At 44.6% G+C, this 12,567-nt stretch carries 14 protein-coding genes and 1 pseudogene; 14 read left to right on the top strand and 1 reads right to left on the bottom strand.

Annotation, left to right across the window (positions count from 1 at the left end; translation table 11 throughout):
- Positions 1-86: 86 nt before the first annotated feature.
- Entirely contained in the window at positions 87-1,337 is a 1,251-nt protein-coding gene (locus tag JGK14_RS08780) for an RNA polymerase sigma factor (protein WP_325314966.1), read from the bottom strand.
- Between the two features lie 257 nt (positions 1,338-1,594).
- Here JGK14_RS08780 and JGK14_RS08775 point away from each other — a divergent pair, with 257 nt between their 5' ends.
- From JGK14_RS08775 to JGK14_RS08715, 14 genes and pseudogenes are all read left to right on the top strand, one after another.
- Positions 1,595-2,167: a TetR/AcrR family transcriptional regulator gene (locus tag JGK14_RS08775; RefSeq protein ID WP_293176345.1), complete on the top strand. Its 573-nt coding sequence runs from the start codon at positions 1,595-1,597 to the stop codon at positions 2,165-2,167.
- A 97-nt stretch (positions 2,168-2,264) separates the two neighbouring features.
- Positions 2,265-3,146: a sterol desaturase family protein gene (locus tag JGK14_RS08770; protein ID WP_293176347.1), complete on the top strand. Its 882-nt coding sequence runs from the start codon at positions 2,265-2,267 to the stop codon at positions 3,144-3,146.
- 20 nt (positions 3,147-3,166) lie between these two features.
- On the top strand, positions 3,167-4,045 hold the full coding sequence (locus tag JGK14_RS08765; RefSeq protein ID WP_293176349.1) for an ABC transporter six-transmembrane domain-containing protein: 879 nt from the start codon (positions 3,167-3,169) through the stop codon (positions 4,043-4,045).
- Between the two features lie 201 nt (positions 4,046-4,246).
- Positions 4,247-4,996: a CPBP family intramembrane glutamic endopeptidase gene (locus tag JGK14_RS08760; protein ID WP_293190297.1), complete on the top strand. Its 750-nt coding sequence runs from the start codon at positions 4,247-4,249 to the stop codon at positions 4,994-4,996.
- A gap of 614 nt (positions 4,997-5,610) precedes the next feature.
- Positions 5,611-5,895: pseudogene (locus JGK14_RS34030) on the top strand (transposase); the annotation flags it as partial.
- Between the two features lie 395 nt (positions 5,896-6,290).
- Complete coding sequence (locus tag JGK14_RS08755) at positions 6,291-6,647, top strand: YciI family protein (RefSeq protein ID WP_293190298.1); 357 nt, start codon at positions 6,291-6,293, stop codon at positions 6,645-6,647.
- A 70-nt stretch (positions 6,648-6,717) separates the two neighbouring features.
- Positions 6,718-7,140, top strand: a complete 423-nt coding sequence (locus JGK14_RS08750) for a VOC family protein (RefSeq protein ID WP_293176355.1) — start codon at positions 6,718-6,720, stop codon at positions 7,138-7,140.
- 61 nt (positions 7,141-7,201) lie between these two features.
- Positions 7,202-7,684 (top strand): VOC family protein, encoded by a 483-nt coding sequence (locus JGK14_RS08745; RefSeq protein WP_293176357.1) that lies wholly within the window; start codon positions 7,202-7,204, stop codon positions 7,682-7,684.
- A gap of 56 nt (positions 7,685-7,740) precedes the next feature.
- Positions 7,741-8,145: a VOC family protein gene (locus JGK14_RS08740; RefSeq protein ID WP_293176359.1), complete on the top strand. Its 405-nt coding sequence runs from the start codon at positions 7,741-7,743 to the stop codon at positions 8,143-8,145.
- Positions 8,146-8,217: 72 nt separating this feature from the next.
- On the top strand, positions 8,218-8,709 hold the full coding sequence (locus JGK14_RS08735) for a GNAT family N-acetyltransferase (RefSeq protein ID WP_293210218.1): 492 nt from the start codon (positions 8,218-8,220) through the stop codon (positions 8,707-8,709).
- Between the two features lie 95 nt (positions 8,710-8,804).
- A complete protein-coding gene (locus tag JGK14_RS08730; protein WP_293205882.1) occupies positions 8,805-9,191 on the top strand; it encodes a VOC family protein in 387 nt (128 codons plus the stop codon).
- Positions 9,192-9,232: 41 nt separating this feature from the next.
- Positions 9,233-9,751: a GNAT family N-acetyltransferase gene (locus tag JGK14_RS08725; protein WP_293176364.1), complete on the top strand. Its 519-nt coding sequence runs from the start codon at positions 9,233-9,235 to the stop codon at positions 9,749-9,751.
- A 43-nt stretch (positions 9,752-9,794) separates the two neighbouring features.
- Positions 9,795-10,328, top strand: a complete 534-nt coding sequence (locus tag JGK14_RS08720) for a dihydrofolate reductase family protein (RefSeq protein WP_293176366.1) — start codon at positions 9,795-9,797, stop codon at positions 10,326-10,328.
- A 1,114-nt stretch (positions 10,329-11,442) separates the two neighbouring features.
- Entirely contained in the window at positions 11,443-12,552 is a 1,110-nt protein-coding gene (locus tag JGK14_RS08715; protein WP_293176368.1) for a phosphotransferase, read from the top strand.
- The last annotated feature ends 15 nt before the right edge of the window (positions 12,553-12,567 follow it).

The raw sequence follows: 12,567 nt of genomic DNA, 5'->3' as shown, positions 1-12,567 counted from the left end.
TAGTGTGGACTTTAGTCCGCAAAAAGGAGCGGAGTAAAGTCCACACTACAAGCCATTTTTGTGATGCTAATCGACTGGACATCATTTTAAGGCTGAACTTCCCGCAGCCGCCGATCGAGAAAACGGCGTTCGCTATCATTCGTAACTAGCGCCAGTGCTCTCTCATAGCTCTGTGCCGCTTCTGCTGATGCTCCCATACGGCGCAACAAATCGGCCCGCGCAGCGTGAAACAGGTGATAGCCATCGAGTTCGGGACCGATCGCATCCAGAAGCGCGATCGCAGTTGGCGGCCCATCTACCATTGCGATCGCCACCGCCCGATTCAGCGACACAATTGGCGATGGCTGTAAGCGTTCGAGTAGATTATAAAGCTGAACAATCTGCTGCCAGTTTGTCTCTTGGGCCCGCACCGCCCGACAATGCACGGCTGCGATCGCAGCTTGCAAAGCAAACGGCCCGATCCCGCCACGGAATGCTTCCTCAACCAGCGGCAGCGCCTCGACAATCTGTGCCCTGTTCCAGCGACTGCGATCTTGCTCTTCCAGCAGGATCAGGTCGCCAGACTCATCCAGACGCGCATCGCGCCGCGAGTCGTGCAGCAACATCAGAGCCAGAAGAGCAGTCACTTCCGCTGGCGGTTGCGGTGCCATCAACATCCTCACCAGTCGCCCCAGCCGGATCGCTTCGGCGCAGAGATCCGCTCTCACTATTGTCTCGCCATGCGTCGCCGCATAACCTTCGTTGAAGATCAAATAGATCGCCGTCAGCACCGCTTCCACGCGATCGGGCAAATCCTTCGTCTCCGGCACTGTGTAGGGAATGCCCGCGTCACGAATCTTGCGCTTGGCGCGTACCAGCCGCTGCGCCATCGTTGCCGTGGGTACGAGAAACGCCCGTGCGATTTCATCCGTCTCCAGGCCGCCCAGCAGGCGCAGCGTCAAAGCAACCTGAGCCTCGATCGCCAGCGCGGGGTGACAGCAGGTGAAAATCAACCGCAATCGCTCGTCGGGGATTTCGCCGATATCGTCATCGATTTCTTCGATAGTTTCGATCGACTCAGAGGCAGCATACACTTCAAGTTTTTCGGCGAGTCGCGTCCGCCGTCTGAGGCGATCGATCGCCTTAAATCGAGCTGTTTTAATCAGCCACGCGCGCGGGAGATCGGGGATTCCGGCAGTCTGCCACTGCTTCAGTGCAGCCGTAAAGGCTTCCTGCGCCGCCTCTTCGGCTACGTCGAAATCTCCAACCAGTCCGATCAATGTGGCGACGATCCGACCCCAGTCCGATCGATAAACGGAGTCAATGGCTTGGGTTACGTCTGGTTTTGCGTTTGGCATCACAACCTGATGAGAAAAATTTTTGGCGAGGTGTCGATTTGAGCGATCGCCCTTCGACTTATACCATTTTTTTAAATTTATGACAGACTTTTGCCAACTAGGGAAACGAGATAATTACAACGTCTTGTCGTCGTATCAAAATCGCCAATAGCCTAACTTCTCGTTGAAACCAAAATAGCCGATAGACTTGACACAGTATAATCGCACTGCTATATTATAATGAGCGCTCGATATAAATTTTATGCCCAAAATCGTCCATGCCCAAAATCGTTGACTCTGAGGAGTATCGTAAAGAGCTTCTCCATAGATGCTTTAACCTATTTGCCGAAAGCGGATATGCTAGTGTTACAACACGACAAATCTCTAAGGCATTGGGTATCTCCACTGGAGCAATGTATCACTACTTTGCTAGTAAACAGGTGTTGTTTGAGCAATTGGTTGAGGAGATCAGTTGGCAGGATGTTTATCTATTTAAGTCGATTGCTGAAGGAGGAACGCTGACCGAACGCATTGAAAGACTTGGATGTATGCTGGTTCAGCATGAAGAACACTTTGTCAAACAGGCAGTAATTTGGACAGATTTCTACCAGCATACCGCCGTGACAGAGATTAACAGTAATCCCATTTTTCAGCAAATAGATCGGCGCTATCAACAAATGATGGAGGAACTGCTTAATCTCTCAGATCCGAAGCTCGCTCGATTTGTCTGGACTTTGATCAATGGTATCTTGATCGAGCAGATAGAACGTGAAAATAGCTTTTCCTTTGCCCAGCAGATTCACTTATTTACCAAGATGTTAATTGCCTACTGCGAAAAATACTGTATCTAGCCTTAACAGGCAGACAACTGTAAAAGCTCTATCGACATGAGTTTAAATAATTCGAGCGCTCGAATTAAGACACTCAAAACACCATAGGATGTTGACTATGAACATTTCTGCCCAACCGATTCTAGAAAACTTGCAGCATCTAGAAACTTCGCTGTTCTCCCTATCGCTTATCTTGTTTTGTATTATCTTCGCTGAAATCGGCGTTGACTTTTTCTTTCGTAAACAACGGAATTACCGAGAAACGGCTGCAAATATCGGTGTTGGTATCGTTCATGATTTTCTCAGCGATCAATTAGCAAATGTTGTAGCTGTAGTTGGGCTATCCCTAATTGCGGCAGTCAGTCCTCTAAAGGTTCCTGTAAATGGCTGGACAATGCTATTAGCAGTATTCATCGCAGATTTTCTCTATTACTGGAACCATCGTGCAGAACATCGGATTCGTTTTTTTTGGGCATATCACAGCGTTCATCATAGTTCCACTGATTTTAATTTGACTGTAGCGCTGCGGCTGGCATGGGTTGAAGACTTTATCCTTTGGATTTTCTACATTCCGATGGCACTGCTGGGATTTCATCCCCTACAAGTCTTGATTGCGCTCGAAGTTGTGGGGCTATATCAAGTCTGGATTCACAATCAGAAAATTGGGCGATTGGGAATTCTCGAATCCATGATGAATACAGCTTCCAATCACCGTGTACATCATGGCTCAAATCTGCCATACATTGATAAAAATTATGGTGGCATTCTGATTGTTTGGGACAGGTTGTTTGGAACTTACCAAGCCGAGACGGAAAAGGTGATCTACGGGCTGACTGAAAATATTCAAACCCACAATCCTATTCAGATCAATATTATGGAATATTCCAGAATCATTAGCGATTTACGACGATCGCAGACTCTCAAAGAATGGTTCTTGAGTCTATTCGGTCCGCCTGAATGGAAACCACAAGCATTCAAACAACTGCCTAGCAAAGATTAAACCTACTTAAATCTATCTCTATGAAACTTCATTCTGTCTCGCAAATTTTGGAACGCCTGTTTCGATCAAATTACAGGTCTATCCTGTTTACCTATGGGCTGACGTTGCTGGAAAATACGTTTGAATTGCTATATCCGCTAGCGATCGGATTTGCTATCGATCAGCTTCTAAAGGGAAACTATAGCAACATCATCCCCTTTCTATGCATTTGGCTGGCACATGCGATTACAGCTATTTCTCGTCATGTATACGATACTCGAACCTTTACCAGTATCTATAGCAACTTAGCAACAGCGATGGTTGTAGAGCAGAGTAAGCAGGGCGCTTCAACGGCTCAAATTGCTGCGCGTTCCGTGCTTTCCAGAGAATTTGTCGATTTCTTTGAGCGAAATATTCCCCAAATTATTGCAGGGTTGTTTAGCTTTGTTGGCGCATTGGTAATGCTATTCATCTATGACATACAGATTGGCGCATATTGTTTGGCTTTGCTTATTCCGTTGATTTTGATCAATCGCAGCTATGCTCAGAAATCACAACGGTTGAATCAAAACTTGAATAATCAGCTAGAACAGGAAGTAACAGTTTTAAGCCAATCTGAGGCTGAAGTAGTGAGATCGCACTACTTGTTAATAGCAAAATGGAGAGTCCATCTTTCTAATGCAGAAGCCCTGAATTATGGATTTATAGAACTGTTTACGATTTTACTTGCTGCCACGGTTCTGATTCGTACAGTCTGGATTCCAGGCATTCAAACAGGTGAGATTTATGCCATTATTTCCTACCTGTGGAACTTTTTAAAGAGCTTAGAGAATATTCCAGCACTGGTACAGCAGTTTAGCCGGTTACAGGATATTGGGCAGAGAATGCAACTAAGTTCTGAGGCATTGAGCAAGCTGTGAATCTTGAAGTGATGGCAGCAGCCCAATAACTGTTCTGAACTAGAACGTATCAATACTAATTGATCAGTTGGGGTGCAAAGTTTGGCTGCATCTGATAGGTACATCAGTTATACAGAGAACCTTTGATAGGATCGTGATTAAAGATTAGAGTGTTGGCTCTCAGTATTGAATTTAGCTGTAATTGGAGGAACTATGATGTCAATGAGATTATTTACAATTTTGTGGCTAACAGGCATGGTAGGCATCGTTTCTCTTTGGTGGATGAAATTACCTATTCCTGAGGATGAAGAACTTCAGATGCCGCTCTGGGGAATCAAATTGATTTCTTTGATTCAACCAACCTTTCTTTTGTCTATTACTGTCTTGATTGGTGTTGTACTAGCTCATAAAGTTGGATTATCCGCACCTCTGGCTGAGGCAGTGTCTAATCGAACTTCAATTAGTTTGGCTATTCAGCCCCAAGTGCTTCCAGGAATTATTGGAGGCTTGATCGGAGTTATTGGATTAACTTTTATTCAGTTTTGTGCTAAAGTTTTTCTACCTTCTGATTTTATTACGAAGGCTGAAACTCTATCAAGCAACACCCCATTTTTGACTCGTATTCTGTATGGAGGTATTACCGAAGAATTATTGCTCAGATGGGGAATAATGACGCTTTTAGTATGGATAGGTTGGCGTATTTTTTCAAAAGGGCAGGGTGTGCCTTCCATATTCTGCTTTGTATCGGCGATCGCCCTTTCAGCATTTCTCTTTGGGCTGGGTCATTTACCCCTTGCCTTCGTACTAGGAACACAAGTCACTCCTTCAGTCATTACCTATGTGATTGTGGGTAATTCATTTTTTGGCATCATTGCAGGCTATCTGTACTGGCGTAAAGGTCTTGAAGCGGCAATGATTTCTCATATGTTGGTTCATGTTGTTATGGTTACATTTACCCGTTTAGCCCGATGATACAAGAATGGAATGTTTTCATTGACAACTCACTGTAAATGTTAGCCCCATTCGGTAGTACAATAATCCCAATGCACCAGATTGACACAAAGTTCTTAGTTGAGGATTCGAGGCAATCGGCAACTGGTGATTAGGAACGCCATCGTACAGCAAGCTCTTGGTGCTGGAAGCATAAGGAGAATTTTAGTGTTAAAATTTGCTGGGAAAGTCGGTCGAGGTAGAATCGTTTTATGCTTGCTCAATCCATCCTAGAAACAACCAGATTGATTTTGCGCCCCCTATCTCTTGCAGATGCGCCATCGCTCCAAAGTGTGGCAAGCGTTCGTGAGATTGCCGATACTATGATTTCTATTCCTCATTATAAATTAAAATCTTACCTCAAAGTTCCAAGACCCCAAAGTAATAAGGTGAACGAAGTTGCACAGACAAACTTCAAAAAAAACTGTGGGAGATTATCAAAGTAATGATTAAATATTTCGGAACAGGACAGCCTGTAAGGATATGGTGTCAGGACGAGAGTAGATTTGGATTGATTACTATGCAGGGCAAGATGATTACATTGAAGGGGATAAAACCCATCGGCAAAAAGCAATCTTTAGCGAGAAAACTTCTATCTTTATGGAGTTGTAGAACCATCAACAGGTGAACAATATTATCAAGAATTTTCTCAGCTCAATCACAACTGCTTTCAAGAGTTTTTAAATGGATTTGCTGAAAAATATTCAGAGAGTTTCAATCTAATTATCATGGATAATGGTAGCTTTCATAAAGCTCTCTTGTTAGACTGGCATGACCATGTGATGCCAATATATTTACCTGCCTATAGTCCTGAATTGAATCCGATTGAAAGATTGTGGGAACAAAAAAAGACCTCAAGTTGGCAAATTATTCGAGTTTAGAGAAACTCAAAGAACAGGTAGATATAATTATCAAATCTCTCACGAATGAAGAAGTCTTATCTCTCTGTAGTTGGGACTATATCCTTGAAGCTATATTAAGTGCAGGTTCATAGTGAATTGGTATTACACAGGGCAACAACGGAGGCAAATAGACATCTGGTAAAAAGAAATTAGGCGAGGAGCGAGCGATCGCACTTGCTCGGATCCGGGTGAAGCATTTGGACATAAAATCAAGGGTTTTAGGCATAAATTGTCGCCCTCGGCGTACGCCCTACATTTATCAAACAGATGTCTCTTCAAGATCGTAACCTGACGAGCAAAATTTTTTGGCGAGGTGTCGATTTGAGCGATCGTCCTTCGACTTACTGATACAGGGAAACAACCGAGACAAACCAATGAAATATTTGCTGCTGATTTACATGGAAGAAAACGCCATGAACCAGACCGATCGCGAACATTGTTATGGAGAATCCACACAGCTTGCACAAGAACTCCATGCAAAAGGGCAGTTTTTGTCGGCAGCCCCGCTGCACCCTGTAGCGACGGCGACTAGCGTCCGGGTGCGCGACGGCAAACAGTTTGTTACCGATGGCCCGTTTGCAGAAACTCGCGAACAACTCGGCGGGTTCTTCCTGGTTGATGCCCAGGATCTCGACGAGGCGATCGCGATCGCCGCCCGCATTCCAGGGGCGCGCGCCGGCACGATCGAAATCAGACCAGTAATTGAGGTCGCGGGATTACCTAAGAATTAGTTTTTGCACTTCTTAAAGACAATTTGAGTGCAAAAGATAACGCCTAAAACTCAACAAACAGGAGCAAGCCATGCAACTCAATCCTTATCTCTTTTTCAACGGTAACTGCGAGGCAGCTTTCAAGTTTTACGAGCAATGTTTTGGGGGCAAAATCGTCACAATGCTCACTAACGCGGATGCGCCAACTGCGGAACCAAAACCCTGTGAATTATCTACTGATTGGCTTGACAAAATTATGCACGCGTGTATGGAATTCGGAACGTATCGCTTGATGGGTTCTGATTGTCCGCCTAAGTTTTTTGAAGAAACCAAAGGCTTTTCTGTACAAATCGCGATCGACGATCCAACAGAGGCGGAACGTATCTTTCACGCCCTCGCTGAAAATGGCACAGTGAAGATGCCATTCGGGCAAACTTTTTGGGCTTTTCGGTTTGGAATGCTGGTCGATCAGTTCGGTATACCGTGGATGGTTAACTGCGAGAAAGCTGCCTAAATCAAAGAGAGGCTTAACTGTTTCCGTCACTTCCGCCACTAGAACGATTAGTAGAAACACCATGCAAAACAGTCAAAAAATCACACCATGCCTCTGGTTTAACTTTAATGCCGAAGAGGCTGTCAATTACTACCTGAGCATTTTCAATAACAGCAAGATTTTGGAAGTTTCGCACTACGGCGATGCCATACCCGAACACAAAGGCAAACTGCTTACCCTGCTGTTTGAAATTGAAGGGCAGCAGTTTCAGGCACTCAACGGTGGGCCGCAATTCCCATTCACTGAAGCCATTTCCCTCAGTGTGGACTGCGAGACACAAGAAGAAGTTGACACGCTGTGGAGCCAGTTGTCCGCAGGTGGAAGTGAAAGTCAGTGCGGCTGGCTCAAAGACAAGTTCGGGCTATCTTGGCAAATCGTACCGCGATCGCTCACAGAAATGCTGAAGGACAAGGATGCCGACAAGGCGACGCGCGTGATGCAAGCCCTGTTCGCAATGAGCAAGATTGATGTTGCTCGCTTGCAGCAAGCCTACAACCAGCAATAGCCAACAACGCAACAACTACCATTTACTTTCCCATAAAACAACAAAAGGAGAAGATCGTGGCTACTAAAATTTTCGTCAATCTGCCCGTAAAAAAGCTCGATCGATCTATTGACTTTTTTACTAAACTCGGCTTCACCTTCAATCCTCAGTTTACTGACGAGACAGCCACTTGCATGATTGTCAGCGACGACATATTCGTCATGCTTTTGACTTACGAAAAGTTCAAGACTTTTACGCCCAAAGCAATTTGTGATGCCACCAAAAGCACAGAAGTGCTGGTGTGTTTATCTACTGAGAGTCGAAAAGAAGTTGATGAAATGGTTGAGCGGGCGATCGCCGCTGGTGGAACAACCTATAATCAACCACAAGACCACGGGTTTATGTATTCCCATGGATTTCAAGACTTAGATGGTCACATTTGGGAACTTGTCTACATGGAACCAAGCGCAGTAAACCAATAGTCACTGCGTTCACAATGGAAGAAAGATTGCGATCGCCATTACAAATGTAATACACTGGTTACAACCTTTGAGATGATGATGCAAATGCGGATTGAACCTTACGACGCTCAACAACTGGATGCAATCATTCGCCTTTCTCTTCGGGCATGGACTCCGGTATTTGATTCGATTCAGAAAGCGATGGATCTGGATGTCTACCAGAGTTTCTATCCCGATGGTTGGCGCGTCAGCCAGCAAGAGGCTGTCGAAGGTGTCTGCGCTGCGGAGGATACAAATGTCTGGGTTGCTATTGATGCAGGTTCCACCGTGGGCTTTGTCGCCGTGAAACTCGATTCGGAAAGCAGCATGGGTGAAATTTACATGATCGCTGTCGATCCAGACTTTCAAGGTCGTGGCATTGGCTCCGCTCTGACAGAATTCGCTGTAAATTGGATGAAAGATGCGGGGATGTCTGTTGCAATGGTCGAAACCGGAGGCGATCCAGGTCATGCCGCAGCACGTCGCACCTATGAAAAGGCGGGTTTCGGGCTGTTACCGATCGCCAGATACTTCAAAAAGCTGTAGATTTGTCGATCGGGTGGAACGTTATTGTCATTGAACTCGTCGATCTGGTTACTTCTTCACAAGATAAATAAGCGATAATATAGTAGGAAAAATTGATGATTGACCATACTGGTATTAACATTAGTAATTTCGAGAAAAGCAAAGATTTTTACACCAAAGCCTTAGCTCCACTTGGTTATCAATTGCTGAAAGAGTTTGATGCTTCTGTGACTGGTTCTATATCTCTGGCAGGTTTTGGAATAGACGGAAAGCCCGATTTCTGGATTACACAGGGAGAGGTAAATACCCCTAGAATTCATATTGCTTTCCGCGCAGAAACTCATGAGATGGTTCAGGCTTTTTACACAGCAGCGCTAGCAGCAGGGGGGCGAGACAATGGTACTCCGGGTTTGCGAACTCACTATCATCCTGATTATTATGGTGCTTTTGTTTTAGATCCAGATGGACATAATATGGAAGCAGTATGTCATTTTCCTGTTTAACATTAATCAAGGCAGTGAAAATAAAATTTCAAAAGTAATGAATGATGATAAACCTCCGCTCCGCCACCTCCGCTGATTTAGCTCTACTGCGACATTGGGATGAGCAACCTCATGTGGTTAATGCAGATCCTAACGATGATTGGGGTTGGGAAATAGAACTCGATCGCACTCCCGACTGGAGGGAGCAATTAATTGCTGAAATTGATGGCCGGGCGATCGGATTTATTCAGATTATCGATCCAGCACTTGAGGATAGTCACTACTGGGGCGATTGCGAACCGAATCTACGTGCGATCGACATTTGGATTGGAGAAGAGACAGATTTGGGCAAAGGCTATGGCACACAAATGATGCAGCTTGCACTGACTCGATGTTTCGCCGACTCTGCTGTGACGGCTGTACTCATCGATCCACTGGCCAGCAATACCCGTGCCCACCGCTTCTACGAACGTCTTGGCTTTCAATTTGTTGAACCGCGACAGTTTGGTGACGATGACTGTTTTGTTTATCGCCTGAACCGGGCAGATTGGCACCCCAGTAATGAGAATAACGCTCAATGACTTGTTCGTTGCACAAGCATCGCCCTGGAAAGGAGGTTAATCAATGACAAAAATCGTACTTTATATTGCAACCAGTCTGGACGGTTATATTGCTCGTAAAGACGGCAGTATTGATTGGCTTACAGCTTTTGAGACGGACGAAACTGACCACGGGTATGGTGAGTTTTATCGATCGATCGATGGATTGGCGATGGGACGCAAAACCTACGAACAGGTGTTGAGCTTTGGCGAGTGGCCCCATCCCGGCAAGCCATCCTACGTTTTTACCCAGCAAAGCCGATCGCCCGATCGCGATGATGTGTTATTTACCTCCGCAACGCCCGATCGATTTCTGCACGAAATGGAGTTGCAAGGACTCAAACGAATTTGGCTAGTTGGAGGTGCAGAATTAATCGCCTCATTCCTCCAATGTCAACTGATTGATGAATATATTCTGTCGATCGCACCTATCATGTTAGGCGAAGGAATTCCCTTATTCTTGCCATCTCCCATGGAGATGAAATTAAAGTTAATAGAAGTACAGAAGTATCCGACCGAGTTAGTTCAAGTAAGATACACCAAATATAAAAGTAAATAAAAAATACAGACAAAGGAAGCTTTCACATGAGCAAAGTTCGCATTTAATTCTGCTGAGGAATCAGTACAGGTTTTATTTATCGAGTGATGTCTAGCTTTAAAATGATTAGAGGCGTACCAATTGCATCGGGATAGCGACGGTTAACAACAACTTTGAATGCCAACTCAATTTGAGTCTGAGGAAAGTTTTGTGAAACCCATGCTGGCGAAAAATTGTATTAAGCAGACGATGGCGACAGTCCTAATAATGAATGTAATTGTTGGCAATCCGTTTCAGCAACAAACAATCTCAGATGTACCAGATAGGAATCTCCTCAGAATACAGTCTTATCGTCAGTCAGTTTTCCTGTTCTTGAATTAGTACAGGTCAAGGGAATTTTCAAGGTCAAAATTCATTCTTTATTGTAGAATATCTTTGAGCAAACTCCACAGCAGCAATCGGGTGGGATCAAAGCCTCTGTCCACAACCAGAAGTTTGATGAAAGCCGACGAACTCCCGCGATTGCTATCAGTCAAGCCCCTCTCTATCCCAGGGCTGATTTATTCTAATATCAATTTACGATTTAAATCTGGACAAAGCTTTTAGTAGCAAGGAAAACAGGAGTTTTTAATAATTTGCTAAGCCTGCTACAGAAAGATCTACCCAACGCCTCATAACATAAGGGTTAGAGAGATTGGAAAATTTTAGAAGGAATCAGCCCTGCTCTCTATCCCAATCTCCTGCTGCTTCAAAAGCAGAGTTTGCCTAATATCGATAGGGACTGTTGACATTTGGTAAAATCCCCATGTATTGTTAACGGAAAATTAGTACCCCGTGAGGACGGTGATTATATCTATTCAGGCGATCGTCTCAATTGAGACTGATTACCAGGAATATTTGGTGAGGTCAGACAGGAAAATGTCAGTGATGCAACCGCATCAAAATCTCGCAATCGAATCGGATTTGCAGCGGTATGGTTAACGGCTTGAAAACACTCAGGCTGTTATGAGTTTCCTTGGGCGCTGCCCTACAGCTTGCTTGGAACAATTGAGATCAATGGTAATGGCGCCGACAAAGTTATTGTCAAACGTGCTCTGAGTATGAAGGCACTAGCTTTGAGTTCTAGGAATACAGAATGGTCAACTCAATCGCATTTTCAGGGGTGAAGGGTACGGTTGTCAAAGTTGTTTTCCAGGAATGTAAATTCGTTGAGGATTTTATGCCAAACTCTACTTTGAAATCATCGATCCCAGAAGCAAAACTCGAAGCAGTTGAAACAGCAATTCAAACTGCTTTTAATACCAGAAATGTCGAAAGTATCCAGCTTCTAACTGGAGGGTTCTCCTCAGCGCTGGTTTATAAAATTACCGTGAATGGTAAAGCTTATGTATTAAGGCTGATTATGCAGATCGATCCGCTCAGCGATCCCGTTCGGCAATATGCTTGCATGAATTTGGCCGCAGAAGCTGGCATTTCACCACAGGTTTATTATTTCAGCACGGAAGATGCTTTAGCAATTACCGACTTTATCGAAGCTGTACCTTTGTCGAAATATGTTGGCTCGCGAGATGATTTGCTGGCAGAATTCGCAAAAATGATTGAATCGATTCATGCTACCTCGCTTTTTCCAAAATTCGTGAATTTCATGGATGGCATTGACGGTTTTATTCAGGAGTTTAAGGCTTCAAAAGTATTGCCAGAAACTGCAACAGCAGAAGTTTTCAAATATTACTCAGAAATCCAGATGGTTTATCCGCGTCACGATCGCGATTTAGTCTCAAGTCACAACGATTTGAACCCACACAATATTCTTTTTGATGGCAATAAATTCTGGGTTATTGATTGGGAGGGAGCCTTTGGGAGCGATCGCTATGTGGATTTGGCGATCCTTGCCAATAGCTTTGTCACCACCGAAAAGCAGGAAAACATCTATCTAAAGGCATACTTCGGTGACGCACTGGATGACTGCAAGCGCGATCGCTTGTTCCTGATGCAGCAAGTTTGTCACATTTTCTACGCGCTACCGTTTATGAAGTTTGCTGCGGCGTTGCGTCCCCCCAATTTCGTCCATGACAGCAGCATGGATACGCCTGGTTACAGACAATTTTGCTGGCAACTTGGGGCTGGTGAAGTTTCGCTTAATTCCTATGAAGGAAAACTATTGTTTGGAAAAGTCTTGTTGAACGAGGCTTTGCACAATATGAAAACAGCGCGATTTGTAAGAGCGATCGAGCAAATGGCATAATAAGATATGATGTTC

It is taken from the genome of Microcoleus sp. PH2017_28_MFU_U_A, assembly GCF_020738035.1.
In the GTDB taxonomy this organism is placed as follows: Bacteria; Cyanobacteriota; Cyanobacteriia; order Cyanobacteriales; family Microcoleaceae; genus Microcoleus.
The sequence above is the reverse complement of the archived record's forward strand: the minus strand, read 5'-3'. Positions and strand labels throughout refer to the sequence as shown.

Excerpts from the sequence above, each read along its gene's own strand:
- JGK14_RS08780 (WP_325314966.1), bottom strand. The coding sequence starts at position 1,337 with ATGCCAAACGCAAAACCAGACGTAACCCAAGCCATTGACTCCGTTTAT.
- JGK14_RS08775 (WP_293176345.1), top strand. The coding sequence starts at position 1,595 with ATGCCCAAAATCGTTGACTCTGAGGAGTATCGTAAAGAGCTTCTCCAT.
- JGK14_RS08770 (WP_293176347.1), top strand. The coding sequence starts at position 2,265 with ATGAACATTTCTGCCCAACCGATTCTAGAAAACTTGCAGCATCTAGAA.
- JGK14_RS08765 (WP_293176349.1), top strand. The coding sequence starts at position 3,167 with ATGAAACTTCATTCTGTCTCGCAAATTTTGGAACGCCTGTTTCGATCA.
- JGK14_RS08760 (WP_293190297.1), top strand. The coding sequence starts at position 4,247 with ATGAGATTATTTACAATTTTGTGGCTAACAGGCATGGTAGGCATCGTT.
- JGK14_RS08755 (WP_293190298.1), top strand. The coding sequence starts at position 6,291 with ATGAAATATTTGCTGCTGATTTACATGGAAGAAAACGCCATGAACCAG.
- JGK14_RS08750 (WP_293176355.1), top strand. The coding sequence starts at position 6,718 with ATGCAACTCAATCCTTATCTCTTTTTCAACGGTAACTGCGAGGCAGCT.
- JGK14_RS08745 (WP_293176357.1), top strand. The coding sequence starts at position 7,202 with ATGCAAAACAGTCAAAAAATCACACCATGCCTCTGGTTTAACTTTAAT.
- JGK14_RS08735 (WP_293210218.1), top strand. The coding sequence starts at position 8,218 with ATGATGATGCAAATGCGGATTGAACCTTACGACGCTCAACAACTGGAT.
- JGK14_RS08730 (WP_293205882.1), top strand. The coding sequence starts at position 8,805 with ATGATTGACCATACTGGTATTAACATTAGTAATTTCGAGAAAAGCAAA.
- JGK14_RS08725 (WP_293176364.1), top strand. The coding sequence starts at position 9,233 with ATGATGATAAACCTCCGCTCCGCCACCTCCGCTGATTTAGCTCTACTG.
- JGK14_RS08720 (WP_293176366.1), top strand. The coding sequence starts at position 9,795 with ATGACAAAAATCGTACTTTATATTGCAACCAGTCTGGACGGTTATATT.
- JGK14_RS08715 (WP_293176368.1), top strand. The coding sequence starts at position 11,443 with ATGGTCAACTCAATCGCATTTTCAGGGGTGAAGGGTACGGTTGTCAAA.